This is a genomic window from Streptomyces sp. NPDC046821, from assembly GCF_040645335.1.
Taxonomy (GTDB): domain Bacteria; phylum Actinomycetota; class Actinomycetes; order Streptomycetales; family Streptomycetaceae; genus Streptomyces.
Genome location: NZ_JBEYYB010000015.1, coordinates 170,775 through 195,197, shown reverse-complemented (window position 1 = coordinate 195,197; position 24,423 = coordinate 170,775). Strand labels below are relative to the sequence as shown.

General features: G+C 69.1%; 28 protein-coding genes. 19 read left to right on the top strand and 9 right to left on the bottom strand.

Annotation, left to right across the window (positions count from 1 at the left end; genetic code table 11):
* Positions 1–16 precede the first annotated feature (16 nt).
* The 5 genes from ABZ893_RS29625 to ABZ893_RS29605 all read left to right on the top strand — a co-directional run bounded on the left by ABZ893_RS29625 (position 17) and on the right by ABZ893_RS29605 (position 5,337).
* Positions 17–1,528 carry an MFS transporter gene (locus ABZ893_RS29625; RefSeq protein WP_361409653.1) on the top strand — a complete coding sequence of 504 codons (1,512 nt, stop codon included), beginning with the start codon at positions 17–19 and terminating at the stop codon, positions 1,526–1,528.
* Between the two features lie 68 nt (positions 1,529–1,596).
* Positions 1,597–2,673 carry a sugar phosphate isomerase/epimerase family protein gene (locus ABZ893_RS29620; protein WP_361409650.1) on the top strand — a complete coding sequence of 359 codons (1,077 nt, stop codon included), beginning with the start codon at positions 1,597–1,599 and terminating at the stop codon, positions 2,671–2,673.
* 76 nt (positions 2,674–2,749) lie between these two features.
* Positions 2,750–3,769 (top strand): DUF6282 family protein, encoded by a 1,020-nt coding sequence (locus ABZ893_RS29615; protein WP_361409647.1) that lies wholly within the window; start codon positions 2,750–2,752, stop codon positions 3,767–3,769.
* A gap of 122 nt (positions 3,770–3,891) precedes the next feature.
* Entirely contained in the window at positions 3,892–4,632 is a 741-nt protein-coding gene (locus ABZ893_RS29610; protein WP_361409644.1) for an aspartate/glutamate racemase family protein, read from the top strand.
* A gap of 54 nt (positions 4,633–4,686) precedes the next feature.
* Positions 4,687–5,337 carry a GntR family transcriptional regulator gene (locus ABZ893_RS29605; protein WP_361409641.1) on the top strand — a complete coding sequence of 217 codons (651 nt, stop codon included), beginning with the start codon at positions 4,687–4,689 and terminating at the stop codon, positions 5,335–5,337.
* A gap of 24 nt (positions 5,338–5,361) precedes the next feature.
* Here the strand turns inward: ABZ893_RS29605 and ABZ893_RS29600 are convergent, their stop codons facing one another.
* Positions 5,362–5,835, bottom strand: coding sequence for an SgcJ/EcaC family oxidoreductase (locus tag ABZ893_RS29600; protein WP_361409638.1), 474 nt, complete (start codon positions 5,833–5,835; stop codon positions 5,362–5,364).
* A gap of 95 nt (positions 5,836–5,930) precedes the next feature.
* Between ABZ893_RS29600 and ABZ893_RS29595 the strand changes: the two genes are divergently transcribed.
* Entirely contained in the window at positions 5,931–6,431 is a 501-nt protein-coding gene (locus tag ABZ893_RS29595) for a MarR family transcriptional regulator (RefSeq protein WP_361409635.1), read from the top strand.
* 68 nt (positions 6,432–6,499) lie between these two features.
* On the opposite strand, the gene ABZ893_RS29590 is transcribed toward ABZ893_RS29595, so the two are convergent.
* Positions 6,500–7,000, bottom strand: a complete 501-nt coding sequence (locus ABZ893_RS29590; RefSeq protein WP_361409632.1) for an SgcJ/EcaC family oxidoreductase — start codon at positions 6,998–7,000, stop codon at positions 6,500–6,502.
* A 65-nt stretch (positions 7,001–7,065) separates the two neighbouring features.
* On the opposite strand from ABZ893_RS29590, the gene ABZ893_RS29585 reads away from it, so the two are divergent.
* Positions 7,066–7,530: a MarR family transcriptional regulator gene (locus ABZ893_RS29585; RefSeq protein ID WP_361409629.1), complete on the top strand. Its 465-nt coding sequence runs from the start codon at positions 7,066–7,068 to the stop codon at positions 7,528–7,530.
* 16 nt (positions 7,531–7,546) lie between these two features.
* Here the strand turns inward: ABZ893_RS29585 and ABZ893_RS29580 are convergent, their stop codons facing one another.
* On the bottom strand, positions 7,547–8,371 hold the full coding sequence (locus ABZ893_RS29580) for a methyltransferase domain-containing protein (protein ID WP_361409626.1): 825 nt from the start codon (positions 8,369–8,371) through the stop codon (positions 7,547–7,549).
* 352 nt (positions 8,372–8,723) lie between these two features.
* On the opposite strand from ABZ893_RS29580, the gene ABZ893_RS29575 reads away from it, so the two are divergent.
* The 3 genes from ABZ893_RS29575 (at position 8,724) to ABZ893_RS29565 (ending at position 11,848) form a co-directional block, all read left to right on the top strand.
* Positions 8,724–10,082, top strand: a complete 1,359-nt coding sequence (locus ABZ893_RS29575; protein ID WP_361409624.1) for an aminotransferase class V-fold PLP-dependent enzyme — start codon at positions 8,724–8,726, stop codon at positions 10,080–10,082.
* 274 nt (positions 10,083–10,356) lie between these two features.
* Positions 10,357–11,280 carry a DUF2599 domain-containing protein gene (locus ABZ893_RS29570; RefSeq protein WP_361409622.1) on the top strand — a complete coding sequence of 308 codons (924 nt, stop codon included), beginning with the start codon at positions 10,357–10,359 and terminating at the stop codon, positions 11,278–11,280.
* A 109-nt stretch (positions 11,281–11,389) separates the two neighbouring features.
* Positions 11,390–11,848 carry a hypothetical protein gene (locus tag ABZ893_RS29565; protein ID WP_361409621.1) on the top strand — a complete coding sequence of 153 codons (459 nt, stop codon included), beginning with the start codon at positions 11,390–11,392 and terminating at the stop codon, positions 11,846–11,848.
* A gap of 108 nt (positions 11,849–11,956) precedes the next feature.
* On the opposite strand, the gene ggt is transcribed toward ABZ893_RS29565, so the two are convergent.
* From ggt to ABZ893_RS29550, 3 genes are all read right to left on the bottom strand, one after another.
* A complete protein-coding gene (ggt, locus tag ABZ893_RS29560; protein ID WP_361409619.1) occupies positions 11,957–13,747 on the bottom strand; it encodes a gamma-glutamyltransferase in 1,791 nt (596 codons plus the stop codon).
* 322 nt (positions 13,748–14,069) lie between these two features.
* Positions 14,070–14,387, bottom strand: coding sequence for a metal-sensitive transcriptional regulator (locus ABZ893_RS29555; RefSeq protein ID WP_361409618.1), 318 nt, complete (start codon positions 14,385–14,387; stop codon positions 14,070–14,072).
* Positions 14,384–14,785, bottom strand: coding sequence for a DUF302 domain-containing protein (locus ABZ893_RS29550; protein WP_361409615.1), 402 nt, complete (start codon positions 14,783–14,785; stop codon positions 14,384–14,386). The genes ABZ893_RS29555 and ABZ893_RS29550 overlap by 4 nt, the downstream gene beginning before the upstream one ends.
* Positions 14,786–14,914: 129 nt before the next feature.
* On the opposite strand from ABZ893_RS29550, the gene ABZ893_RS29545 reads away from it, so the two are divergent.
* The 7 genes from ABZ893_RS29545 to ABZ893_RS29515 all read left to right on the top strand — a co-directional run bounded on the left by ABZ893_RS29545 (position 14,915) and on the right by ABZ893_RS29515 (position 20,239).
* Positions 14,915–16,285: an MBL fold metallo-hydrolase gene (locus ABZ893_RS29545; RefSeq protein WP_361409612.1), complete on the top strand. Its 1,371-nt coding sequence runs from the start codon at positions 14,915–14,917 to the stop codon at positions 16,283–16,285.
* Positions 16,286–16,357: 72 nt separating this feature from the next.
* Positions 16,358–16,726 carry a rhodanese-like domain-containing protein gene (locus ABZ893_RS29540; RefSeq protein ID WP_361409609.1) on the top strand — a complete coding sequence of 123 codons (369 nt, stop codon included), beginning with the start codon at positions 16,358–16,360 and terminating at the stop codon, positions 16,724–16,726.
* Positions 16,723–17,466, top strand: a complete 744-nt coding sequence (locus ABZ893_RS29535) for a sulfite exporter TauE/SafE family protein (RefSeq protein WP_361409606.1) — start codon at positions 16,723–16,725, stop codon at positions 17,464–17,466. The genes ABZ893_RS29540 and ABZ893_RS29535 overlap by 4 nt, the downstream gene beginning before the upstream one ends.
* 51 nt (positions 17,467–17,517) lie before the next feature.
* Positions 17,518–18,087 carry a rhodanese-like domain-containing protein gene (locus tag ABZ893_RS29530; RefSeq protein ID WP_361409603.1) on the top strand — a complete coding sequence of 190 codons (570 nt, stop codon included), beginning with the start codon at positions 17,518–17,520 and terminating at the stop codon, positions 18,085–18,087.
* Between the two features lie 80 nt (positions 18,088–18,167).
* The gene (locus ABZ893_RS29525) at positions 18,168–18,908 is read left to right on the top strand and encodes a class I SAM-dependent methyltransferase (RefSeq protein WP_361409600.1); all 741 of its coding nucleotides are present in this window, start codon (positions 18,168–18,170) and stop codon (positions 18,906–18,908) included.
* 36 nt (positions 18,909–18,944) lie between these two features.
* Positions 18,945–19,382, top strand: a complete 438-nt coding sequence (locus ABZ893_RS29520; protein ID WP_361409597.1) for a glutaredoxin domain-containing protein — start codon at positions 18,945–18,947, stop codon at positions 19,380–19,382.
* Positions 19,373–20,239 (top strand): GNAT family N-acetyltransferase, encoded by an 867-nt coding sequence (locus ABZ893_RS29515; protein ID WP_361409594.1) that lies wholly within the window; start codon positions 19,373–19,375, stop codon positions 20,237–20,239. Before ABZ893_RS29520 ends, ABZ893_RS29515 begins: the two co-directional genes overlap by 10 nt.
* Before the next feature lie 76 nt (positions 20,240–20,315).
* On the opposite strand, the gene ABZ893_RS29510 is transcribed toward ABZ893_RS29515, so the two are convergent.
* A complete protein-coding gene (locus ABZ893_RS29510) occupies positions 20,316–20,894 on the bottom strand; it encodes a TetR/AcrR family transcriptional regulator (protein ID WP_361409591.1) in 579 nt (192 codons plus the stop codon).
* Between the two features lie 91 nt (positions 20,895–20,985).
* Here ABZ893_RS29510 and ABZ893_RS29505 point away from each other — a divergent pair, with 91 nt between their 5' ends.
* Positions 20,986–21,432 carry a DUF1772 domain-containing protein gene (locus tag ABZ893_RS29505; protein ID WP_361409588.1) on the top strand — a complete coding sequence of 149 codons (447 nt, stop codon included), beginning with the start codon at positions 20,986–20,988 and terminating at the stop codon, positions 21,430–21,432.
* A 34-nt stretch (positions 21,433–21,466) separates the two neighbouring features.
* Positions 21,467–21,817: an antibiotic biosynthesis monooxygenase family protein gene (locus ABZ893_RS29500; protein WP_361409585.1), complete on the top strand. Its 351-nt coding sequence runs from the start codon at positions 21,467–21,469 to the stop codon at positions 21,815–21,817.
* A gap of 100 nt (positions 21,818–21,917) precedes the next feature.
* On the opposite strand, the gene ABZ893_RS29495 is transcribed toward ABZ893_RS29500, so the two are convergent.
* Together ABZ893_RS29495 and ABZ893_RS29490 are read right to left on the bottom strand one after the other, a co-directional pair.
* Positions 21,918–23,564 (bottom strand): ABC transporter substrate-binding protein, encoded by a 1,647-nt coding sequence (locus ABZ893_RS29495; RefSeq protein WP_361409582.1) that lies wholly within the window; start codon positions 23,562–23,564, stop codon positions 21,918–21,920.
* 40 nt (positions 23,565–23,604) lie between these two features.
* A complete protein-coding gene (locus ABZ893_RS29490; RefSeq protein ID WP_361409718.1) occupies positions 23,605–24,408 on the bottom strand; it encodes an ATP-binding cassette domain-containing protein in 804 nt (267 codons plus the stop codon).
* Positions 24,409–24,423 lie beyond the last annotated feature (15 nt).

Genomic DNA, 24,423 nt, shown 5'->3' with positions numbered 1-24,423 from the left:
GTGCGCAAAAGGAGCAATGACGATGCACTACCGCTCGGACCCCGAACCTGTGAACATCCCCCCGGGGGAACCGTCCGCCTCGTCGGCGGCCCCAGGGACCCTCCCGCCCCCGGCAGCCGGGGCACCGGCCAATGACCTGCGCAGGGCCAACCAGCTGCTCGCCTCGGAAATGGACCGAATCGGCACCAACCGGTGCCACAAGATGATCCTCTCCATCGTCATCATCGGCGCGTTCTTCGACGTCATCGAGCAGAACACGGTGGGCATCGTCGGACCCTCACTCAAGGAGCAGTGGGGGCTCTCGGCGACCGGGATCGGCGTCCTCGCGTCGGCCACCTTCGGGGCGATGTACGTGGGAGCCGCCCTCGCCGGGTGGCTCAGCGACCTCAAGGGCCGCAAGACCATGTTCAACTTCAACCTCGCGCTCTACAGTCTGGGTGCGCTCGTCTGCGCCTTCGCCCCGAACTTCGGGGTGCTGATCACCGGACGTGTCATCGTCGGCCTCGGCCTGGGCGGCGAGTTCGTCGTCGGCATGACCCTGCTCGCGGAAATGACGTCGACCAAGTTCCGCGGCACCGCCATCTCGCTGCTCCAGGTGGGCGCCGGCGGCCTCGGCAACCCGGCCGCCTACCTCTTCGGTCTCGTGACCGTCGGCATCGTGGGCCCGCACCTGCCCGAGTTCCTGGGCGGACCGGACTCCAGCTGGCGATGGGTGTTCGCCCTGCTCGCCCTCCCGGCCCTGCTGATCCTCTACACACGCCGCCACATGCCCGAGACACCGCGCTACCTGGTGTCCAAGGCGCGGGTCAAGGACGCCAACCACTCCCTCAGCGTCCTCGAATCGGGCCGGCTCAACCCGCGCGACCTCGTCGAGAGCGACCACCTCCCCAGCGACCTCAAGCTAGTCGAGGAGAAGCCGCGTCTGTCCGAGATCCTGCGCGGCAGGCTGGGACGCAACTCCGCCGTCCTCGGCTCCTGCACCGCCGCGCTCTTCGGCGCCCAGTTCGTCCTGCTCACCTTCTGGCCGACGATCCTCGTGGACCAGGGCTACAAGGTGACCACCAGCCTCACCTTCACCATGATCATCTTCATCGGCGCCGTCACGGGAGCGATCTTCGCCTCGTACCTCAACACCCGGTGCCGCCGGCGCCCGACGGTGTTCGTCGCGGCAGCCCTGTCCTGCCTCTCGGCCATCGCCTTCCCGTTCTTCGCCCACGGGCCCACGGGCATCCTCGTCCTCGGCTTCCTCTTCGAGTTCTTCTCCTGGTGGGCGAACTGCTCCATCTCCGCCTGGTGCCCGGAGCTGTACCCGACCCGAGTCCGCGCCCTGGGCATCGGCTGCATCTCCAACCTCGGCATGATCGGCGGCGCCCTGCTGCCGCCCATCGCCGGCGCCCTCCTCGGCTCCCTCGGAGCCTCCGCCCTGCTGACCCTCGTGGCCGCCATGTGCGCGGTCGTCCTCATCGCCGTTCCCTTCGGCCCGGAGACGTTCGGGAAGTCCCTGGAGGAACTGCACGACGAGAGCTGAACGCCACTGACACCCGCCCCACACACCCACCTCGGCCATGAACCACCACAACCGGATTGGACGGAACGTTGCGCATAGGTATTGACGGGCTCAAGATGCCCGAGTCGGCCAAGCGCGGGCCCATCGGAACTCTCGCGCACGCCAAGGAGAACGGCCTCGAAGGTGTCTTCTTCCGTTCCGTCCTCGGCATCAGCCCCACCCTCGACCCGGCCGAGCTGCGGAACGCCCGTGACCGTGCGGACGACCTGGGGCTGTACCTGGAGACCGGCCTCGGCAAGGTCAACCCGTTCGCCATCCCGGAGGTGCCCGAACTCCGCGCCGTGGGCGACGGCGACACCCTCCTCGGCTTCCGCCGGATGATGGAGGCCTGCGCCTCCATCGGCTGCCGCGAACTGTGGGCCTCCACGGCCAACGTCAAGCCGCAGTTCCACGGCCGCCTCGCCTGGGACCGTTTCAGGACCGACGTCACGTGGGAGGAACAACTCGTCGCCATCGAGCGCTTCCTGGGCCGCCTCGCCCCGTACGCCCGTGACCTCGGTGTCCGCATCAACCTCGAGACCCACGAGGAGATCACCTCCTTCGAGCTGGTCCGCCTGTGTGAGGCCGTGGGCCCGGACGTCATCGGCATCACCTTCGACACGGCCAACGCACTGCACCGCGTCGAGCACCCGGTGTGGACCGCCCGCCGCGTGGCGCCCTACGTCCAGCAGACCCACATCAAGGACGCCCACGTCGCCCACGGAGAGGACGGCCTGTACTACCAACTGCGGCCCTGCGGCGAGGGAGTTGTCGACTTCGACGAGATCATCCCGATCATCACCGCGGCCAACCCGAACGTGAACTTCACCCTGGAGAACTACGAGTCCTACGAGGACCGGCCGAGGGACCCCGAGAAGTGGCTGCTGGAGATCTACGAGGAGGAGTACATCAGCGCCCACCCCGACCTGACCACCGCTGAGTTCTCGGCCTATCTCAAGATGGTCCACGACTACGAGGCACGCATCGCGTCCGGCGAGCTGCCCGACCGCGACACCTACGCGCAGCAGCCCTTCGGCTACTCCGAGACCATCCGGTACATCACCGACAGCGCGGCCCACATCCGCAAGATCTGCGCCGCCGCCGAGACCCCGCACAGCGTCGCCTAGCTCCATCGGCGATCAGCCAAGTCCCTTAAGAACAACACCAGTTGAGCATCCGTCACACATCAAGGGAGACACCGAAATGACCGCTCTGTACGAGACGTTCGACGAAAGGTCGATGGAGCTGCCCGACGAGCTGATCCGCGGGACGAGCGACGTGCACGTCCACAGCGGTCCGTGGCTGAAGTCCTGCCCCGGCCGTCTGGACCCGTTCGCGATCGCGGAGCAGGCCAAGGCCGCCGGCATGAAGTCGCTGGTGTTCCTCGACCACACGCTGGGGATCAGTAACGGCACCTCCATGCTGGTCAAGAGGCAGGTGCCCGGCATCGAGATCTTCGGCGGCATCATCATGACGAGCGTCCTCGGCGGGCTCAACCCGCGCGCCGTCAAGACCGCCCTGCACTACGGCGCCGGCGCCAAGTTCGTGCACTTCGGCGCGCACTGCACCCACTTCATGGCCAGCCACGAGGGCAGCTACGTCGACGGCAAGCCCGTCCCGTTCAAGGACCAGTACCCGAAGTTCGCCAAGGACGAGCTGTCCCGGGCGATCCAGATCCCGCTGGAGGGCCCGGCCCCGGACGACCTCCAGGAGATCCTCGGCCTGATCGCCGAGCGCCCGGACGTCCACCTGAACACCGGGCACGTCTCGGTCGAGGAAGCCTTCCGCCTGGTGGAGCTCGCCCAGGAAGCCGGCATCCGGAAGATCGTCGTGGCGCACCCCTGCCGCGGCCGGATGTCGACCGAGCAGCAGAAGCAACTCGCCGCCAAGGGCGTCATGCTCGAAGGCGCCGTCTCCGACTGGATGTTCCACCGCGGCCTGCCCCGCACGAACTACTACGTGGAACGCGAGTGGGCGGACGAGATCGCCGGCATCGCCAACGCGCCCGAGTTCAGCGGCATCATGCCGTGGGCGCGCCAGATCCGGGAGGTCGGCATCGAGAACTTCATCCTCGGCACCGACTACGGCATCCGCTCGGGCCCGACGCCGGTCGAGGGTATGCGCACCCTGATCAGCTCGCTGCTCGACCTCGAGTTCAAGCCGGACGAGATCAACACGATGATCAAGGACAACCCGGCCCGGCTGCTCGACCTGGAGCCGTAAGCCGTAGCCGGGCGGCCCGGCCCGCGGCGCGACCGCGGGCCGGGCCCGAGCAGGACACACAGGCGCCTACGGGCGGCCTGTGTGCGCACGTCGCATGGGCACACTTCGAGAGGACCGATGCCTTGCACACCGGAACCCGGACCGTGATCCTGGTCAACCCCAACACCAATCGTGGGACGACGTCGATGATGGTCGAGCTGGCGCGCGCCGAGCTGGCGCCCGCGGGTCTGGTGGTCGAGGGGATCACCGTCGAACACGGCCCGTCGATGATCGTGGACCCGGTCACCCTGGACGAGTCCGCGCAACATGTCGTCGACGCGGTGCGGCGCCGGCTCACCGCACCCGTCGCGGCCGTGATGGTGGGGGCCATCGGGGACCCGGCGCGTGAGCAGCTCGCCGCCGAGCTGGACGTGCCGGTCGTCGGCATCGGGCAGGCCTCGATCCTGGCGGCGGCGGGGGAGGGGCGCCGGTTCGCGATGGCGACCAGCACCCCGCTCCTGGCCGACTCCCTGACCAAGCTGGTCGCGCAGCACGAGCGGTCCGCGGGGTTCACGGGGGTACGGCTGACCGCCTCGGACCCGGTCGTGCTCGCGGCCTCCGCCGAGCAGCAGTTTCTGGAGCTGGCGGCGGCCGTGCGGGCCTGTGTGGAGGAGGACGGGGCCGAGGCGGTGATCATCGCCGGCGGGCCGCTCAGCGAGACGGCCCGCCGGCTCGCCGCACTCGACCTCGTCGAGATCATCGAGCCGGTGCCGTGCGCCGGCAGGCTGGTCGCCGAGCTGGTGGGCGGGTCCGGCGGCCCGGTGACGCCCATCGGGCCGGGCCTGGGCCAGGGGTCCGATGCCGTGCCGGTGCACCGGCTTTAGACTGGCGGTTCCTGTAGTGGTCTGTTGAGCGAACGTGGGCTGAGACCAGTGGCGATGTCGTCCTCGAAGTTGTACCGGAACAAGCTGCCGTTGCGTGACATCGTCGGCGAGAGTATCCGCAGCAGCATCTACGACGGCACGTTCGCACCCGGAACGCGGCTCGTGGAGCAGGAGTTGGCGGAGCGCTACTCGGTGTCCCGGCTCCCCGTGCGCGAGGCCCTGCGGGTGCTGCACAACGAAGGCCTCGTCGAGCATCTGCCGACGCGCGGCATGGTCGTACGCACGCTGGACGAACGGCAGGTCGGCGAGTTGTACGACCTCCGTGAGGTCCTGGAGGTGCTCGCCGCCCAGCAGGCGAGCGAGCGGGTGGCGCAGGGCGCCGAATGCGGTCTCGCGGCCGCGTTGCAGAAGGCGAGCGAGGCCGCGGGAGCGGGTGACTCACCAGGTGTGCACGCGGCCAACTCCGTGCTCCACCAGGAGATCACGGCACTGGCCGACAACACGCTGCTGGCCCAGACGCTCGAACCCATCGTCGGCCGGGTCGACTGGCTGCGCCGAGGGGTGGAGAGCTTCGGCGTGATCTTCGCCGAACATGTGGCGCTGGCCGACGCCATCTCCATCGGCGATGCCGAGGGTGCGGGTGAAGCGGCCCGCGCTCATGTACGCGCGTCGCGCGAGCGCACCCTGTCGGGACTGTTCGGCTGAGGCGCCACCTGATCCGGGTGGCGCCTACTTCGCGTCTGCCGTGGTGCCGCCGGGAGCGAACCGGCGGGAGACGAACTCCATCAACGGCTTCCGCTTGGTGTTGTGGAACGCGGCGATACGCCACCGGCCGTGGCCTTCACCGTTGCCGTCGCCGTCGCTTTCGCGGACGAACGTATAGGTCTGGATCTTGCTGAGCTTGCGCGGCCGCCTGCCCTTGTAGGTGTCGCCGCGCCCGCTGACCACGGCCGCGTCGGGCCCCTGGAACCTGATGTCGATGACCTCGTCCGCGAGCTTGGTGCCTTTCAGGAACGACATGAACAGGGCGCGATGGCTGTCCGTGATCTCCTGACGCCCCTGGTAGAGGGACCCGGTGAAGGTCACGTAGGTGGCGTCCTGGGTGAAGAGATCGCCGTACGCCTGGGCGTCGTGTCGTCCCCAGGCTGCGGTGAGTTCGTCGAGTACGGAAGTGATCGCGGTGCTGTCCTGTGCAGTCGTCATGGCGACGGCCACCTCCTTTGACTAGACTGATGCAGATTCTGAACTCAGGCAGTATCTGCGTCTATGCAGATAACTCTAGGAGGTGGCTCCCCGCGATGGCAACCCCAACGGGTGACGAGGGCGAGCGCGCGGTCTTCCGCAGCTATCTGGACGCGGTGGGGCTCCAGGGTCTGGCCAGCGCGGAGGCGGTCGGACTGCATACGTCGGAGTGGTACGCGCTGAGCCTGATCACCCGGGAGGGCAGCCTCACGTCGGGCGAGCTCTCGGCCAGGACCGGACTCACCACCGGCGCCACCACTCGCCTGATCGACCGCCTCGAACGGGCCGGCTACGCCCGCCGCACCGCCGACCCCAAGGACCGCAGGCGGGTGATCGTCGAGCCGGTGCCCGACGCACTCGACGGCGCAGAGGAGGCGGTGTTGCCGGCCCGCCGCCACATCGCCGAGGTCATGGCCCGCTACACCCCCGAGCAACGCGCCCTGCTCTTCGACTACTTCAGAAATGCCGCGCCGGCGTTCCTGGCGGCCACGGAGGAGATCAGGAAGGGAGCGGCTGCCCGGCGGGCTCGGCCTGCTCGGGGGATGGGGGACGGGTGACGAGTGACGAGTGACGGAGTCGGGCTGCGAGCAACTCGTGGCCCGGGGCTGATGGTTGACTCAGGGCGTTACGGGAGCGTGACCTCTCGCGCCCGGCCGATGCCGAATCGCTGAGCCAGTCGGGTCATGGTCTGCGACATTCTCGCCGGCAGGGAGTCCGGCTCTGGGATGGTCACCGGTCGCTGCCGCCCGTTCTGGATCGCCGCGATCCGCCAGCCCTCCGGCGTCCGTACGCAGACGATGATCTGCCGCGACAGCCTGCGCTTCGGTAGCTTGCTGCGCCAGGGCATGAGAACGGATCCATTGCCCACGATCACCGCCACGGAGTCGGTGACGAAGCGTAGCGATTCGATCTCGCCGACCATCGCCGATCCGGCGATGACGCCGCGGAACAGTGTGTCGTGGTTGTCGCGCAGTCGTGCCGCACCGGCGGCCCAACTGCCGTCGTAGGACACGTAGTCAGCGTCCTCGACGAACAGCCGCCCGAACGCGGCAGAGTCCGCTTCGGTCCAGGTCCTGCAGAACTCGGCGAAGAGCTCGCGAACCTCGGCCTCGTGGATGTTGTCCATGGGGTTACCTCGCTCCTTCCGGCCTGATATGTTTCGTTCGACCGAACTAAATATATGGAGCGGACATGGGGCAGTCAAGGGAAGAACTTCTCGCCGAACTCGGGGAAGAGGGGCGGGTACACAGCAACGCCGCCGTCATGTACCACGCGGCGATCAGTACCCGGATGGGCCTGACTCCGGTGGAGGAGAAGACGCTCGACCTGCTCCAGCGGTCCGGCACCCTCAGCGCGGGCGATCTGGCCGAACTCGCCGGCCTGGCACCTGCTTCCGTCTCCGGGCTGATCGATCGGCTTGAGCGCAAGGGGTTCGCCCGCAGAGTGAAGGACTCACACGACCGCAGACGGGTCAACGTCGAGATCGCCCCAGGCACCAACGCCCGCTTCGCACCACTCTTCGCCCCGTTCGCGGCCGAGTTGGCGGACCTGCATGCGAGGTACTCGGACACGGAGCTCGGGGTGATCCTCGACTTCCTGCGCCGCTCGGCAGAGATCCAGCGGGAGGCGACCCGCGCCCTTACGGAAGAGGAGTGACGGACGGAACGCGGGCCTAGCTCGGCTCCTCGGGCTGCCAACCCCACGCGGTGAGCATGCCGGCCGAGAGTGCGGCACAGTCGTTGGAGTCGAGGTACTGGATCGCCGCGTCCACATCCGCGTCGTCGATCAGACCAGTGGCGAGCATCGCCGCCCTGCCGCGTTCCCAAGTGTCCGCCCAGAAGCGGCTGATGGGACTGCCCGGCGTCAGAGGTGGCACATGGACCTCGGCTGCGACGGACACGAGCCCCGCTCCGCGCAGGAGGTGCGGATAGGACGGCACCCAGGAGACGTCGGTCCCGATGCCGGCCTTCAGCCCGTGCCACATCGCTCGCATCATCGTGGCGTACGGCGTGCTGGGTGTCCGGTCGTTCGTCAGGTCGATCGCGTCGCTGAGCACCAACACACCGCCAGGCTCGACGAGTTCGCTCAGTTTCGCGATCAGGCGCTCTCGCTCGGGCAGGTGCATCAGTACGAAGCGCGCGTGGACGAGCCGGAACCGGCCGGGCGCGAAGTCCGGGGCCGTGATGTCGGCCTCCAGCACGTCGAGGCCGGGCGTGGGCAGCTCGGTGAGGAACCGTACGTCGCGGTCGACGGCGAGCACGCCGGCCACCCGAGCCTCGTCCAGCAACCTCCGGGAGACCGTGCCCGTACCGGCTCCCACGTCGAGACAGCGCCACCCCGGACCGACCCCGAGCGCCCACAGCCGCGCCATCGTGGTGTCGTCGTAGGCGAGGGCACCGAAGTCGATGCGTTCCGCTTCGCCCGCCTGTCCGGGAGGGAAGACGCGCTCCCCGTAGCGGCCGCCACCGGGCGTGTCCCCGCGCGCTGAGCCGGTCACGTGGCCGTCGGCTTGGCTCTGAGGGGATGTTCGTTTCATCGCGGGGCCTCTTCACGCGGTGGGGCGGGTGCCTGGCGGCCCCTGGCGTGGCCGCCGCCTGACCGATGGTCCACCGGAGGCCGTCCGTACCGCCGAGGCGCGCCGCGCCTGCGCTGATCGGCCCAAGCCGAGCGCGTCTCAGCGGTGTGCGACGGCCTCGTCGTTGGCGGTACTGCATCGATGACGGGATCACCACGATGCACGGACGTCTATCCACGTACACGTGGTGGACAGGGACGGTCGGTCGTGGCGGAATGGGGCTGGATGCCATAAATGGCGCACGTGGCGCCGAGGCAGGGGGAGACGAAAACCTGTGCACGAGTTCACGCCCAGCGTCGAGGCGACCGTCCGGGAGCTGGCCCGCCTGAGCGTGGAGCGACTGGCGTCGGACGCCCCGCTGAACGGCCCGGTCGCCCCGGAGCTGCTGGACGACGCCGCCGGAAAGACTGTCACTCCCGCCGGCCTGGGTGGTGACGAGGCGGTCCGGCTGTGGACCGACGTGCTGGCCCCTGCCTGCATCTCCGTCGACCACCCGCGCTACCTGTCCTTCATCCCGGGCGCACCGACCAAACTGGCGGCCGCCTTCGACATGCTCGTCGGTGTGTCGAGCGTCTACGGCGGCACGTGGCTGGAGGGCGCGGGCGCCGCGTTCGCGGAGAACCAGGCGCTGCGCTGGATCGCCGACCTGGCCGGACTCCCGGACACGGCAGGTGGCACCTTCGTCCAGGGAGGCTCGACCGGAAACCTGTCCGCCCTGGTGGCAGCCCGCGAGACGGCGAAGGCACGGCGCGCCCACCCTCCCCGGCGCTGGGCGGTCTGCGTCACGGAGGAGACCCACTCCTCGGTCGCCCACGCCCTGCGCGTGGTCATGGACGTCGACGTCGTCCTCGTACCGGGCGACGAGCGCGGCCGGATGACGGGAACCGCGCTGCGGGCCACCGTCGCCGAGCTCTCCGCCGAGCAGCGGGAAGGCGTGTTCGCGGTCGTGGCCACCGCCGGATCGACCAACCTCGGCATCGTCGACGACATCGCCGGCATCGGCGAGGTGGCCCGCGAGAACGGCTGGTGGCTGCACGTCGACGGCGCCTACGGCGGCGCCGGCCTGGCAGCCCCGGCCGCCCGCCACCTCTACGACGGCATCGAGCAGGCCGACTCGTTCATCGTCGACCCGCACAAATGGCTGTTCGGCCCCTTCGACTCCTGCGCGCTCCTGTACCGCGACCCGAACCTCGCCCGCACCGCACACACCCAGCACGCCGCCTACCTCGACCCCGTCACGGTCGACGGCGAGTGGAACCCCTCCGACTACGGCCTCCACCTCACCCGGCGCGCCCGCGGCCTGCCCTTCTGGTTCTCCCTCGCCGCGCACGGCACCGACGCCTACCGCGACGCCGTCGAACGGACGCTGGCCGTCGCCCAGGCCGGCGCCGAACTCATCAGGAACGCCGACCACCTCGACCTGCTCGTCGAGCCCGACCTGACCGTTCTCACCTTCGAACGTACCGGCTGGCAACCCGACGACTACTCCAGCTGGAGCGCCGAACTCCTCGACGCGCAAAGGGCGTTCGTCACCCCGACCAGCCACCGAGGCCGCACCTGCACCCGGCTCGCCCTCGTGAACCCGACGACGACGGAGGACGACCTGCGCCTCGTGTTCGACTCCATGAGATGAATCTTTGTTCCGTAGCCGTGCGATGAGTCCGGCACGACGAGTCCGGCACGACGAGTTGCCGTGTCTGGCCGGATTCGGTCGCAGCGGTCGTGATCGCACCTGCGAAGTCTGGAGACTTGTCGGCCCAGTCGCTACGGTGACCGCCGTGACTCGACAGAGGACGTCCCGAACAGAGACATCGCATCGGTTACGGCCCAGGCGGACAGCCAGGTTCAACAGGTTCAGAGGCGCGGTCGTCGCACTCGCATCCGCGATCGTCGCCCTGACAGTCCAGGTGTCACCGGCTTTCGCGGACGACCCGCCTGCCGACATCTGCGGCCACCGAGTGGGCGGCGAGATCCTGAAGAAGTACCAGCAAATGGGCGGAGAGACCTCCCCGCTGGGGTGCCCGACGAGCGATGAGCTGTCCACTCCGGACGGGCGCGGCAAGTACAACACCTTCACCGGCGGCTCGATCTACTGGACGGCGTCGACCGGGGCCCACCCGGTGTGGGGCGTCATCCGGGACAAGTGGGGCTCGCTCGGATGGGAGGCGGGGGCACTCGGTTACCCCGTCTCCGACGAGCTGACCAACCAGGACGGGCAGGGCAGGCGCCAGCAGTTCGAGGGCGGCACGATGTACTGGCACCCGACGCTGTCCCACGGTGCGCACCCGGTATGGGGGAAGATCGGACACCTGTGGGGTCAATACGGCTGGGAGAGCGGGGCGTTCGGCTATCCGACGACCGACGAGCAGCCGGACAGCGACATCAAGGGGAAGGTCCAGTACTTCTCCACGAACGGCACGGCCCTGTTCTGGAGCGCAGGGCAGGGCAAGGGCCATGAGGTCTGCACGGGCGAATGCGTCGGCTACCAGGCCGCCTCGACGTCCGACTGGGTGAAGAGGACCCAGGTCTCCTTCAACGCGGCGAACGGCGACATCGAGACCAGCGTGTATCCCACGGACCTCGGCTTCACCGCCGCCGGCCTGAACTTCAAGAAGCTGTGGAACGAGACCTGGCAGAACGTCCCCTACCCGAACGGCCTGACGGACTCGCAGAAGTCGTCGATGTACAAGCAACTCGCCTGCCACGCCACGTACGACCTCCCGGTCCCCGGCGGCAACCTCGGCGGGCCGTCCTGGGACGTCGAATCCTGGCGCCCCGACGTGTCCTGGGTGAGAGCCATGAGCCCGCTCGGCATCTGCAACTGGAACTGACGTGGAGGGCAGGTGAGGAGCACACCGCCCTGACCACATCTCGCTACACCTGACCACACCTGGCTCGCGCGGCCTCGCTCCGGCAGCCCCGCGCACCTATCTTGGCCGCATGGAACCACAGCAGCCGTACTCCGCCCCCGCCCAGGCAGCCGCTCCGGTGGCGCCCCCGCCCGCCCGAAACCGTACGACGGCCGTGGTCGTCTCGCTGTTGCTGGGGCTCGTGGTCGGCGGCGGGGGAGTGGCACTGGCCTGGTCCCTCACCGGCGGCAGCGGCAGCGCCGCCGCTGAGGGAACCACGGCCGTGGGCGACGCCCGTGCCGCGTGCCAGGCGCTCGACGGATTCGACGAGTCGAAGTACGTCACGAGGGGGCCGGACGGCGAGATCGCCCTCAACCGGTACGCGGCTGCGGGAGCACTCTCCGCCTCGGCCGCCGCCGGGGACCCCAAATACCAGCCGCTCGCCCAGGCCATCCGCCGTTCTCAGGACCGCCACGCCCGGGTCTTCGCCTTCGACGCGCAGGTGAAGAAGGACCTGAGCGAGGCCCGGGGGATCTGCAAGGACCTGTAGCCCGTCACGGACGATCAGCGAGACGCGTGCCGCCCTGCTCACAGAGACATGAGGCGAGACGCGTGCCGCCCTGCTCACAGAGACATGAGCAGGGCGGCACAGTACCGGTCAGCGGTTCTCGCGTACGACCATGGCGGAGCCACCGCCACGGCGCTTCGGCTCGGCCACCGCTTCGAGCCTGCCGTCGGGCAGGAACTCCAGCGCGGTCGCCGCCCCGATCTCCGGAGAGGGGGTGAACGCCTGTGGGGCCAGGACGAATTGGTGTCCCAGGCGCTCGAGGGCCGGGCGTTCCGGTGAGTCGAGGAACGCGGGCTCGGCCTCGGTCGTCGTCCGGTTCCGCTGGGAGATGCGCGGAGCGGCGACGGCCTCGGGCAGGCTCATGCCGAGGTCGAGCCGGTTGACCAGGGTCTGCAGCACGGTGGTGATGATCGTGGCGCCGCCGGGGGAACCGACGGCCATGCGCGGCTTGCCGTCCTGGAGCACGATCGTCGGCGACATGCTGCTGCGGGGACGCTTGCCGGGGCCGGGCAGGTTCGGGTCCGGCACACCCTCCGTCAGAGGCATGAAGTCGAAGTCGGTGAGCTCGTTGTTCAGCAGGAACCCTCGCCCGGGCACGGTGATGGCCGAACCGCCGGTCTGCTCGATGGTGAGGGTGTAGGAGACGACGTTGCCCCAGCGGTCCGCGGTCACCAGGTGCGTGGTCGAGGGACCCTCGTACGGCTCTTGAGTACCAGTGCCCTTGGTGCAGCCCGAACCCGGGTGGCGCGGGTCGGCCGGGGCCAGCGGGCTGGTGAGCGCGGAGTCGGGCTTGATCAGGCAGGCGCGCTGCTTGGCGAAGTCCTTCGACAGGAGATCCTGAGTGGGCACGTCCGAGAAGGCGGGGTCGCCGACCCAGCGGTTCCGGTCCGCGAAGGCGATCCGGCTGGCCTCCAGGTAGTGGTGGAGCGCCTGCACCCGGTCGGCCTTCGACAGGTGGAAGTTCTCGAGGATGTTCAGCGCCTCACCGACGGTCGTTCCGCCGGACGAGGACGGCGCCATCGAGTAGACGTCGAGGCCGTCGTGCGTGACGTGGGTGGGGGAACGGCGCAGGGCCTGGTAGCCGGCCAGGTCGGACGTCTCCATCAGGCCGGGGCGGACCACGCTCTTCGATCCGGCTGCCACCGGCGGATGCTGCACGGTCCGCACCACATCACGCCCGATGCCACCGCGGTACATCGCGCCCACGCCTTCGCCGGCGAGCGTGCGATACGTCCGCGCGAGGTCCGGGTTACGGAAGCGGGTGCCGACCACGGGAAGCTTTCCGCCGGGCAGGAACAGGTCCGAGGTGGAGGTGAAGTCGCGGAAGCGCTTCTCGTTCATCGAGGTCTGCGCGCGGAACTCGCCGTTGACGACGAACCCGTCGGCGGCGAGCCGGGTGGCCGGCCGCAGCGCCGACGCCAGCGAGACAGTCCCCCAGTCCTTGAGCGCCTTGTCCCACGTCGCGGGGGTACCCGGAATGCCCACGGACAGACCGGAGTTGACCGCCTCGTCGAACGGGATGGGCTTCTTGGTCGCGGGGTCGACGAACGCGTCCGAGTTCATGTGGGCGGGCGCGGTCTCGCGGCCGTCGATGGTGTGCACGGTATGCGTCGCGGCGTTGTACGACACGAAGTATCCGCCGCCACCGATGCCCGCCGAGTAGGGCTCGACCACGCCGAGCGCGGCCGCCGTGGCCACCGCGGCGTCGACGGCGTTGCCTCCGTGGCGCAGCACGTCCAGGCCGGCCTGGGACGCGTACGGGTTCACGCTGGAGACCGCGCCTCCGCTGCCGACGGCGACGGGCTGCTTGGCGGGTGGACGCAATCCTGAACCGCCGCCGTCCGACGGGGCGGGCGCTCCGAGTGCGCTGCTGGGTGCCATTACGGGCAACAAGAGCGCTGCCGCGGACGCGGCGACGACAAGGGTACGACGGACAGCCAAGGGAGCCTCCGGTGACCTGCGTTGAGGGGCGAACGGCCGAAACACTCGCAGCGTTACGGCAGGTCAGCAACGAGACATCGCAAGATTTGCGCGAGATCTGAGGTTTCCGGCGGACACCCTCCCTCGCGTGGCGCACATGACACGCGTAGATCATGATGCGCTCAAAGGCATAGATCACGGAGTGCTCAAACGCGTAGATCACGGAGCGCTCAAGAAAGAGCCCCGCACCGCTGATGCGGGCGGGGCTCCTCGTATGCGGGGGTCAGGCCAGGGTGAGGAACAGCTTCTCGAGTTCCGCCTCGTTCATGGAGGGGGTGCCGCCGTCCTCGGGAGCGGTCAGGCACTCGCGCATACGTCCGGCGATGATCTTGAAGCCGGCCCGGTCAAGGGCGCGGCTGACGGCGGCGAGCTGTGTGACCACGTCCCGGCAGTCGCGGCCTTCCTCGACCATGGTGATGACCCCGGCCAGCTGCCCCTGCGCGCGGCGCAGACGGTTGAGCACCGCACGGGAGGCGGCCTCGGCCTCGACCGTCGCGGCCTCGGTGGTTTCGGGGGCCGGGTTCGGCAGGGTCGGGTTCATCCGTTGAGCTCCTCGGCGAGTTGGGCGAGCGCGTTGTCCAGTCTATGGGTGGCTTCATCCGCGACCGGAGCCATGGTGTCCAGGCCGGTCAGTGTGACCATGCTCGCGGGGTCGATGGCCTGCACCAACGTGTGCGCGCCGTCCGCGCGGATCACCACGTTGCACGGGAGCAGGAGTCCGATGCTGCGGTCGGCGTCGAGGGCTCGGTCCGCCAGCTGCGGGTTGCAGACTCCCAGGATCAGGTAGTCCTCCATCTCCCGGCCGATCTTGGCCTTGAGGGTCGCGGACATGTCGATCTCGGTGAGCACGCCGAAACCCTGCGCGGCGAGTGCCTGCCGGGCGGCGGTGACGGTGCGGGGGAAGTCGGCCTGGACGCGCACACTCCGGTCGTAAGTCACGATCTTCCTTCCCGGGGCTGTATGAATTCGGGCAATTCTCATTCCAGTATACCCCCGGGGGTAATCTGTTACGGTGGAATCAATACCCGGGGGGGTATCCATTCGGGACTCTGAGGAAGTGAGCGGCACGTGTTCTTCGTCGACACCATCGAGATCGAGGGCCTGGGTAACCGGCACTACCTGGCCGGAGGCGCCCGCACCGCGGTGGCGGTGGACCCGCCCCGTGACATCGACCAGGTGATCGCGGCGGCCGCGCGGCGCGGCGTGCGCATCACCCACGTGGTGGAGACGCACATCCACAACGACTACGTGACCGGCGGCCTGGAACTGGCCCGGCTCACCGGCGCCGCCTACCTGGTCCCGGCCGCCGCCCAGGTCTCCTTCGCCCGCGTCCCCGTCAGCGACGGCGACGTGATCGAGGTCGACGAAGAACTTTCCGTCCGGGCCCTGGCCACCCCCGGTCACACCCCGCACCACACCGCGTACGTCCTGGAGGAGGGCGGGAAGCCGGTCGCCGCGTTCACCGGCGGTTCCCTGCTCCTGGGCACCGTGGGCCGTCCCGACCTGGTCGAACCCCGCCTCACGGAACGCCTCGCCCGCGCCCAGCACGCCTCCGCGCACCGGCTGGCCGCCGAGCTGCCCGACGACACCTCGGTCCTGCCCACCCACGGGTTCGGCAGCTTCTGTTCCTCCGGACAGGCCGACGGGGACGCGAGCACCATCGGCCGGGAGAAGACCGTGAACTCGGCGCTGGCGCAGGACGTCGACTCGTTCGTCGCCGAACTCCTGGCAGGCCTGGAAGACGTCCCCGCCTACTACGCGCACATGGGCCCGGCCAACTCCGCCGGCCCCGACCCCGTCGACCTGACCGCCCCACAGCGCGCGGACGCCGACGAGATCGCGGCCCGGCTCGCGGCCGGGGAGTGGGTCGTGGACCTGCGCAACCGCGTCGCCTTCGCCCAGGGCCATGTCGCCGGATCGTTCAACTTCGAGGCCGACGGAAAGATCGCCACCTACCTCGCCTGGATGATCCCGTGGGGCAAGCCCGTCACCCTGCTGGCCGATACGCCCCAGCAACTCGCCGAAGCCCAGCGCGAGTTGGTGCGGGTCGGCATCGACCGCCCCGCAGCCGCCGCGATCGGTGACCCGTCCGGCTGGCTGCGCCCCGGGGACGCCCCGGCCTCGTTCCGCCGAGCGGCCTTCGCCGACCTCGCCGCCGAGCTTTCCCGGGCGCAGGAGCCGCCGGTGGTCCTGGACGTACGCCGTGACTCGGAGCGGGCGGGCGCGCACATCGAGGGCTCGGTCCACATTCCCGTACACACGCTGCACAAGCGGATCGACGAGGTGCCTGCCGGGGAGGTGTGGGTGCACTGCGCGGGCGGTATGCGGGCTGCTATAGCGGCCTCGCTCCTTGACGCGGCAGGGCGTGACGTGGTCGCCGTGGACGACGGATTCGACCGGGCCGCGGCCGCCGGGCTGAACCTGCGTACCGCCGCCTGAGCCTCAATCCACGCCATGTGAGCCTCGACCGACACCACCTGAGCCTCGACCGACCCCAAAAGGAGCCGCGTCATGCCCTTCTTCCGTAGATTCATCTCCCGTCCCGGGCGCCTCGGCGTCGCGGAGGCGCACCGCAGGTTCCGGGACGGCACCGCCGTTCTGCTGGACGTGCGAGAAGCCGACGAATGGCAGGCCGGGCACATCCCCGGCGCCCGGCATCTGCCGCTGTCCCGGCTGACGTCCGGCGCGAAGGTGCCCGGCGTGTACGCCGACTCGCGTCTCGTACTGATCTGCCGTTCCGGTCAGCGTTCCCAGCGGGCGGCGCGTCTGCTCCGTGAGCAGGGCTGGGACGCGGTCGACGTCACCGGCGGCATGAAGGCGTGGGCCGGCCAGGGGCTGCCCGTCCAGAGCGCTGCCGGGGCGGCGGGAACCGTCATATGAGCGTGCTCATCCTCGCGTTGGTGGCCGGAGCGGTGGTCGGCCTGGCGCTGGGCGGACTCGGTGGGGGCGGCAGCGTCCTGGCCGTGCCCGCACTGATCTACCTGCTCGGCTTCAGCCCGGTGGCCGCAACCACCGCGAGCCTGATCATCGTCGCGGCGACGTCCCTGAGCTCGCTGATCGCCCACGCCCGGGACGGCAACGTGCAGTGGCGGGCGGGGCTGTTGTTCGCGGCGGCCGGCATAGTCCCGGCCATGCTCGGCGGCCTTGTCGCCGGGCGCCTCCCGGACACCGTGCTCACCGTCGCGTTCTCGGTGATCGCCGGCTTGGCGGCCTGGCGAATGCTCCGCCCCGGCCGTCCCGCGTCCGACGGTCCCGTGCGGCCGGGCAGGGCGGCGGGCGCCGGAGCCGGGCTCGGCGCTGTCACCGGGGTGCTCGGAGTCGGCGGAGGGTTCCTCGCCGTACCGGCACTCGTCGGCGTACTCGGCCTCCGCATGAAGGCCGCCGTCGGCGCCAGCCTGCTGGTCATCGTCATCAACTCCCTTGCCGCGCTGGCCACTCGCACCGGGACCGCCCACGGCCTCGACTGGGCCGTCATCGCGCCCTTCACCGCCGCCGCGATCCTCGGCGCCTGGGACGGCAAACGCCTCGCCGCGAAGATCTCCGGCAACCGCCTGCAGCAGGTCTTCGCCTACGTGCTGCTGGCAGTGGCCGCCTTCATGCTCGTCGACAGCCTTGTCTGAGGTCTTTTCGGCCTTTTCAGACCACTCCGACCAGAAATTGAGAACACACCCATGAACGCGACGCTCACCGCCGGCGCCGTCCGCGAACGCCTGCACACCTTCGTCGTCATCGACGTCCGCACCCCTGGTGAATACGCCGGCGGACACCTGCCCGGCGCCCACAACATCCCCCTCGACGCGCTCGAACACGCTCTGCCCACACTCCGTGAGGTGGCCGACCGGGGTGACCTGCTCGTGGTCTGCGCGTCCGGCACCCGTTCGCAGAACGCAAGCGCCGCGCTGGCCGGAGAGGGCATACCGTGTGCCTCTCTCGAAGGCGGCACCACCGCGTGGGAATCGGCGGGCGAAGAACTGCACCGCCCGGCATCCACCGAGGCGCCGAAGTGGGCCATGGACCGCCAAGTCCGGCTCACCGCAGGCTCGTTCGTCCTGCTGGGACTGCTCATCGGCCTGTTGATCCACCCGGCGTTCCAGCTCATCTCGGCGGGCGTCGCCGCCGGGCTCGTCTACTCCGCACTCTCCAACAGCTGCGCCATGGCCACGTTGCTCGGGAAGCTCCCGTACAACCGCACCGACCGCACCAATCTCAACGACACCCTCACCGCCCTGCGGAACCACTGACCCTGACGTGGTGCTGTCGGGGGGAGGCGGACGATAAATGCGTCGACAGTGCACCGGGCAACGCGGCAAAGTGGACTCCCGTGACAAGCAGCGAACTGTGGACCCGCGCGAACGCCGACCGCTACGACGCCGAGGATGCGGAAATGTTCTCGGCTGCTGTTCTCGAACCGACCCTCGACTTCCTGGCACAACTCGCCGGAGAAGGCCGGGCGTTGGAATTCGCCATCGGGACCGGACGAGTGGGTGTCCCACTGCGTGAACGCGGCGTACCGGTGGTGGGCATCGAACTGTCCGAGCACATGGCAGCGGTGCTGCGACGCAAGGTGGACGAGGCCACGCTGCCGGTGATCCTGGGGGACATGGCCACCACGGTCGCCCCCGGCGAATTCACCCTGGTCTATCTCGTCTACAACACCATCTCGAATCTGCTCACCCAGGACGAGCAGGTCGAGTGCTTCCGCAACGCGGCACGCCATCTGGCGCCGGGTGGCCGATTCGCCATCGAGCTGGGTGTGCCGCCGCTGCGGTTCCTGCCGCCGGGCCAGGTCGCGGTGCCGTTCGACGTCTCCGACCGGCATATCGGCTTCGACACCTTCGACCTGGTCGAGCAGATCCTCGTCTCGCACCACCTCACCCGCGACGGCGACGACGGCCGCTACCGACGCGACAACTCCCGCCACCGGTACGCCTGGCCGGCGGAACTCGACCTGATGGCACGCATCGCCGGCCTCGAACTGGAACGCAGAGTCGCCGACTGGGACGGAACGCCGTTCGCACAGGACTCGGCGAAGCACATTTCCGTGTGGCGCAAACCGGCCTGACCGCGGCGCCTTGACCCATAGATAGGCTGCGCAACCATGATGCGAGCTTGGATTCTGCCGGGACTGCTCCTGCTCTGTGGCTCCCTCGGCGCGACGATGCTGTTCCTCAGCGGAGGCTTTGGAACAGCCGCAGCGCTGCTGACAGCATTCGGGCTGCTTGCGTTCATGAATTCACCTCTGCTCTTCCCGCGGTCGATCGGTGTACAGGAGGCGCAACGCCGCAGCGCGGTCGACGGTCGGCCGATCGTTTTCTGGCGCCCGGGTTGCAAGTACTGCCAGAGGCTCCGCATCAGGCTGGGCAATAACGCCCACCAGTTGCACTGGGTCGACATCTGGCGCGACCCGGCTGGGGCCGCATTGGTCAGGGAGGCCAACGGCGGCAACGAGACGGTTCCGACGGTCATAGTGGCGGGCCGAGCGCACACCAACCCCGATCCCGCATGGGTACGTGGGCAACTGGAGGTATGGCGATGATGCTGAGCGTGCCGGGCGTCGACGGGCTGGGCGAGGTCGTAGGTGTGCTGCGTCAGTGGCAGTGCGCCGGGGCGCCGATGCAGCTGCATCCGGGGGATGTGGGGTGGTTCTGGCGGTCGGGTGCGCGGGCTGCGGCGGCAGCGATCAGGACGTGGCGGCGGGACGGACGGATTCTCGCCGTCGGGCTGCTCGACGGTCCAAGGCTGCTGCGGCTGGCGATCGCGCCGGATGCGCTGCTTGACGAAGAGCTTGCGCAGCAGGTGGTTGAGGATGCCGCTCGGCCCGAGCGGGGCGTGTTGCCTGAGGGCGAGGCGAACATTGATGCGTCGGCGGGGGCACTTGTCGACGATTTCCTGTCCAGGCGCGGCTGGCTGACCGATGAGCCCTGGACGCCGCTCTGTCGCGAACTGGCTGATCCGGTGGGCGACTTGGGCGTGCGGATCGAGGTGGTGGGGCCGGAGCGGGCGCATGAGTCTGTCGCCATGCACCGGTCGGCGTTCGACGGCTCGCCGTTCACCCGCGAGCGCTGGGATGCGATGGCTGCGGGGTTGCCGTTTGCCGATGCCCGGTGTCTGCTGGCGTACGACGATCGGGGCTGCGCCGTGGCGGGGGTGACCGTGTGGTCGGCCGGTCCGGGCAGGCCGGGGTTGCTGGAGCCGATGGGCGTGCACCGGGAACATCGCCGCCGCGGCTACGGCGAGGCGATCACCGTGGCCGCAGCGGCGGCGCTCCAGGAACTGGGCTCGTCGAGCGCGATGGTGTGCACGCCGAGTTCCAATGTCGGCGCCGTGGCCACGTACAAGGCGGCGGGCTTCCGAGAACTCCCGGAGATCCGGGACCGTTACCGGGGCGACTAGGGCGTCGCCCTCGGGGCTGTTAAGGGCCGGTGCCTTAGCGGCCGGGCCCCGCCTGCGTGCCCGCCGGGCCGGTGAGTCAGACCACGGGGAGCCGGTCCACCAGTAGCTTCACCCTGCGTTCGGTGTCCTCCGGTGGGAGGCGTCGCGCCCGGGTCAGGGTGGCCAGTCCGTGCAGGGCCGCCCAGAACGTCTCGGTGAACAGCCCCGGGTGGACGCCGTCCCCGGCGACCTCGGCGAGGTTCTCCAGCAGGGCGGCGAAGGCGTCCTTCAGCGGCTCGGGGGTGTCCTCCTGCGCGTACGCCAGGCCTCCGTCGAGCTGGAACAGGGCGTCGTAGACCGCAGGGTTGCGTACGGCGAAGTCGAGGTAGGCGCGGGCGAGGGCGGCGACCCGCTCGCGCGGGCCGTCCGCGCCGGCGGCCGCGGCACGTACCGCCACGGCCATCTCGGTGGCGCCTTCGAGGGCGACCGCGCCGATGATCTCGCGCTTGCCCCGGAAGTGGCTGTAGAGGACGGGCTGGCTGTATTCGATGCGCTCGGCGAGGCGGCGGGTGGTGACCGCGTCCCAGCCCTGCTGCTCGGCGAGTTCGCGGGCCGTCGCCACGATGAGGCGTTCGCGCTCCGCCCGCTCGCGCTGCTTGCGTTCCTGTACCGACATGATTCGATCCTAGCACCGCTAGACAAAAGAGCGGCAGCAGGTCTAGCGTTGCATCATCAGCTAGCAGCGCTAGATCCCAGGAGGGGTCATCATGCTCAACGCACTCGAGGTGTTCACCACCGTGGTCGTCGGCGTGATGGTGGGGGTGGAGTTCTCCGTCGCCTTCGTCATGAACCGGATCTTCAACGCACTCCCCGAGGACGCCGACCAACTCGCCCGCGCCCACGGAGGCCGGATGCTCGGCGCTGTGATGCCGGTCTGGTACATCACCTCGGTCGTCCTCGTCGCGGTCTGGGCCATCGCCGGATGGCACCGCCCCGGCGCCGGCCTCGCCGTCACCGCCGGCGCGCTGCTGATGGTCAGCGTGATCATGTCGATCCTGCTGCTCGTCCCGATCAACAACCAGGGCAAGACCTGGACCCCCGAGAACCGGCCAGCCGACTGGAAGGAGCAGATGAACCGCTGGGACCGCTACCACTACGTCCGCGTCGCCGTCATCATCGCCGCCTTCGCCTTCCTGGCCGCCGCCCTCGTCTGAGCAAGGACCCATTAGCGAGAGGAAGTACCCGAAAATGGCCAAGCTGCAGAGTCTCGACCCGAATACGCCGATGTTCGCGCAGTTCAAGGAGAAGACCGGGCCCATCGTCCTGGCCAACACCTTCTTCGTTCCGAAGGAGAGGACCGAAGCGTTCCTGAGCCTCTTCCGGAGGCAGGCGGAGTTCATGAAGGCTCAGCCGGGATTCGTCTCCCTGCAGATGCACCAGGGAACGGCGGACAGTCAGCTTCTGATGAACGTCGCGGTCTGGGAGTCGACCGAGGCTCTCGCCGCGGCGTTCGGCAGCCCGGAGTTCCAGCGCATGGCTGCCGAGTCCCCCGACGACATCGTGTCGTACCCGCACATCTTCGAGCAGGTCGACGTATGACACAGCAGATGTAGAGGTGTGACTGTGCCGTGGGCGCGGTTGACGCGGGACGAGTACGCCCTGTCCCGGCAACCGCACCCACGTGCTGCTGCGAGGCGGGTCAGCTGGCGGGGCCGGTGCCGATGTCCGCGGCCCAGGGGTAGCTGAGTTGTACCGACGTGGTGGGTGCTCCGGTCAGCCCCTTCTTGAGGTAGACGGGGTTGAACGGGGCGTACAGAGGTATCCAGATGTTCTGGTCGACGGCGATCTTCTGTGCCTGGGCGACGAGTTGAGCACGTCGGGTGGTGTCCGTGGTGGCTCCGGCCTCGTTGATGAGCCGGTCGAAGGTCGGGTCGGACCACTGGGCGAAGTTGAACGTGTTGCCGGACTGCAGGTACTGGTAGATCTGCGTCGGGTCCGGGTAGTCGGGCTGCCAGAGCGAGAAGAGCAGGTCGATGCCTTTGCGGGCCTTCGCGTCGCTGTACAGGGCGTTGTAGTTGTCGGCCGGCAGCGTCTTGATGGTGGCTTTGAGGCCGATCGACTCGGCGGCACGTTTGATCTCCGTGCCGATGACCGGCATCTCCGACTGTGAGCTGGTAACCGCGATGACGATGGGTTTGTTCGGTGCGCCCGCTTCCTTGACGAGCTTCTTGGCCTGGCTCGGCGAACCGCCGGGTTCGGGCAGTGCCGCGTAGGCCTGCTTCAGTTTCCCCTGGTCGTATCCCCAAGTGCCAGGTGCCGCAGGGGCCTTGAGCGGTTCGGCCGCGTTCGAGGCGGCGGCCTCTATGATTCCCCGTCGGTCGATCGCCATGGAGAGCGCCCGGCGGATCCTGACGTCGGCCAGCGGCCCCTTGAGGTCGGTGACCATGGCGACGTAACTTCCGCCGGAGCGGCCGAAGGAGAGCTTCCCCTGGTCCGTGTTCCGCAGCTTCGCGTAGCCGGGCGCGGGGACGAACCAGGAGCCGTCGAGTTCCCCGGAGAGCATCGCGGTGACGCGTGCGGCGGGGTCCCGGATGAACTCGAACTGGACCTTCTCGGCCCGTGCCCGGTGCTTCGTGTTCCAGTAGCCGTCGAAGCGGTTGAGGGTGATGGACTTTCCGGTCGCCCAGTGGGCGAGTGCGAAGGGGCCGGTGCAGTCGACGCCTCCGGTGGGGCGGCCCAGTTTCTTGCCGGCCTTCTCGGACGCGGCCTTGCCCATGATGCGCCCTGCCGCTGTCGCCATCGCCTGGTTGAACAGCGCGTCCGGCTTCTTCAGCCGGACGGTGACCTCCAGTGCGCCGGTGGCCTTGATCGACTCGACGTTCTGGTAGACGGCGCCGTAGTAGGAACCGAGCTTCTTGTCGAGGTTGCGTCCCAGGCTGTAGGCGACGTCCTCGGCGGTCAGCCGGGAGCCGCTGTGCAGTTTCACCCCGTCGCGGATCCGGTACACCCAGGTGCGCGGGTCGGGGTTCTTCCAGGAAGCGGCGAGTGACGGCTGGAACGAGAAGTCAGGGTTGATCTTGAGGAGGCTCTCGCAGACGTTGGCCAGGACTTCCAACGGCGGGAAGTCATTGCTGTAGAGGGGGTCCAGCGAGGACGGCTCGGCATAGAGCGCCCAATTGAGGGTGTGGATGTCGCCGGTGGCCGGTGGCAGGGAGCGCGTGAGTTGAGGTGCGCCGGCGGCTGGGTTTCCGGCGTTCGCTCCTCCGCCGCAGGCGGAGAGGGTCAGGGCCGTGCAGGCGGCCAGGGCGACGAGGGCCGTGCGGCGGGTACGCGGTCGAGCGGGCATGGTTTTTCCTCCAGCAGCGCCCCGGTCAGGAGGCGGAGGGTCACAGAGTGGCGAGGAAGTCGCGTCGCGAGGTGGAGACATGGGCGGGGTCCCAGCCCAGGCGCGGGACGCTCGACAACAGCAGCTTCGTGTACGGGTGTTGGGGCTCGTGGAGCACCTCGGCGGTGCGGCCGCGTTCGACCACCGCGCCGCGGAACATGACGACGACCTCGTCGGCGACCCATCGCACGACTTCCAGGTCATGGCTCACGAACACGAGCGCGACCTTGGTGTTGCGGCGGATCTGGGCCAGCAGGTTGAGGATCTGGGCCTGGATGGACACGTCCAGGGCGGCGACGGCCTCGTCGAGTACGAGGAGCCGCGGTTCGGTGGCGAGCGCCCGCGCGATGGCGACGCGTTGGCGTTGTCCGCCCGAGAGTTCACGCGGCAGGGCCGCTGCCTCACGGGTACCGAGGCCGACCTGTTCGAGCAGTTCGACCCGCCGCCGGACGCGGCCGGTGCCGTCCAGACCGGAGTGGAGGCGCAGGATCTCGTCGATGGCGTCGGCCGCGGTCTGACGCGGGTCCAGGCTCTGGTAGGGATCCTGGAAGACGAGTTGCACGATGCGGGCGCGCCGCCTGCGCGATCGCCGCCCGGCGCCCGGGACCGTCTCCTCGCCGTCGAAGAACACCCGGCCGGAGTCCGCCTGTTCAAGCCCGACGATCAGTCTGGCGGTGGTGGTCTTGCCGGAGCCCGATTCCCCCACGATGCCGAGGGATCCGCCGGCGGGCACCTCGAAGGAGACGTCGTCCACGGCCACCACCTTGCCGTGGTCGTACGTCTTGCGGAGCGCCTCGACCCTCATCACGGGGGGTGTAGG

Excerpts from the sequence above, each read along its gene's own strand:
- ABZ893_RS29625 (WP_361409653.1), top strand. The coding sequence starts at position 17 with ATGACGATGCACTACCGCTCGGACCCCGAACCTGTGAACATCCCCCCG.
- ABZ893_RS29615 (WP_361409647.1), top strand. The coding sequence starts at position 2,750 with ATGACCGCTCTGTACGAGACGTTCGACGAAAGGTCGATGGAGCTGCCC.
- ABZ893_RS29605 (WP_361409641.1), top strand. The coding sequence starts at position 4,687 with ATGTCGTCCTCGAAGTTGTACCGGAACAAGCTGCCGTTGCGTGACATC.
- ABZ893_RS29600 (WP_361409638.1), bottom strand. The coding sequence starts at position 5,835 with ATGACGACTGCACAGGACAGCACCGCGATCACTTCCGTACTCGACGAA.
- ABZ893_RS29595 (WP_361409635.1), top strand. The coding sequence starts at position 5,931 with ATGGCAACCCCAACGGGTGACGAGGGCGAGCGCGCGGTCTTCCGCAGC.
- ABZ893_RS29590 (WP_361409632.1), bottom strand. The coding sequence starts at position 7,000 with ATGGACAACATCCACGAGGCCGAGGTTCGCGAGCTCTTCGCCGAGTTC.
- ABZ893_RS29585 (WP_361409629.1), top strand. The coding sequence starts at position 7,066 with ATGGGGCAGTCAAGGGAAGAACTTCTCGCCGAACTCGGGGAAGAGGGG.
- ABZ893_RS29565 (WP_361409621.1), top strand. The coding sequence starts at position 11,390 with ATGGAACCACAGCAGCCGTACTCCGCCCCCGCCCAGGCAGCCGCTCCG.
- ggt (WP_361409619.1), bottom strand. The coding sequence starts at position 13,747 with ATGGCACCCAGCAGCGCACTCGGAGCGCCCGCCCCGTCGGACGGCGGC.
- ABZ893_RS29555 (WP_361409618.1), bottom strand. The coding sequence starts at position 14,387 with ATGAACCCGACCCTGCCGAACCCGGCCCCCGAAACCACCGAGGCCGCG.
- ABZ893_RS29540 (WP_361409609.1), top strand. The coding sequence starts at position 16,358 with ATGCCCTTCTTCCGTAGATTCATCTCCCGTCCCGGGCGCCTCGGCGTC.
- ABZ893_RS29535 (WP_361409606.1), top strand. The coding sequence starts at position 16,723 with ATGAGCGTGCTCATCCTCGCGTTGGTGGCCGGAGCGGTGGTCGGCCTG.
- ABZ893_RS29530 (WP_361409603.1), top strand. The coding sequence starts at position 17,518 with ATGAACGCGACGCTCACCGCCGGCGCCGTCCGCGAACGCCTGCACACC.
- ABZ893_RS29520 (WP_361409597.1), top strand. The coding sequence starts at position 18,945 with ATGATGCGAGCTTGGATTCTGCCGGGACTGCTCCTGCTCTGTGGCTCC.
- ABZ893_RS29515 (WP_361409594.1), top strand. The coding sequence starts at position 19,373 with ATGGCGATGATGCTGAGCGTGCCGGGCGTCGACGGGCTGGGCGAGGTC.
- ABZ893_RS29510 (WP_361409591.1), bottom strand. The coding sequence starts at position 20,894 with ATGTCGGTACAGGAACGCAAGCAGCGCGAGCGGGCGGAGCGCGAACGC.
- ABZ893_RS29505 (WP_361409588.1), top strand. The coding sequence starts at position 20,986 with ATGCTCAACGCACTCGAGGTGTTCACCACCGTGGTCGTCGGCGTGATG.
- ABZ893_RS29500 (WP_361409585.1), top strand. The coding sequence starts at position 21,467 with ATGGCCAAGCTGCAGAGTCTCGACCCGAATACGCCGATGTTCGCGCAG.
- ABZ893_RS29495 (WP_361409582.1), bottom strand. The coding sequence starts at position 23,564 with ATGCCCGCTCGACCGCGTACCCGCCGCACGGCCCTCGTCGCCCTGGCC.
- ABZ893_RS29490 (WP_361409718.1), bottom strand. The coding sequence starts at position 24,408 with ATGAGGGTCGAGGCGCTCCGCAAGACGTACGACCACGGCAAGGTGGTG.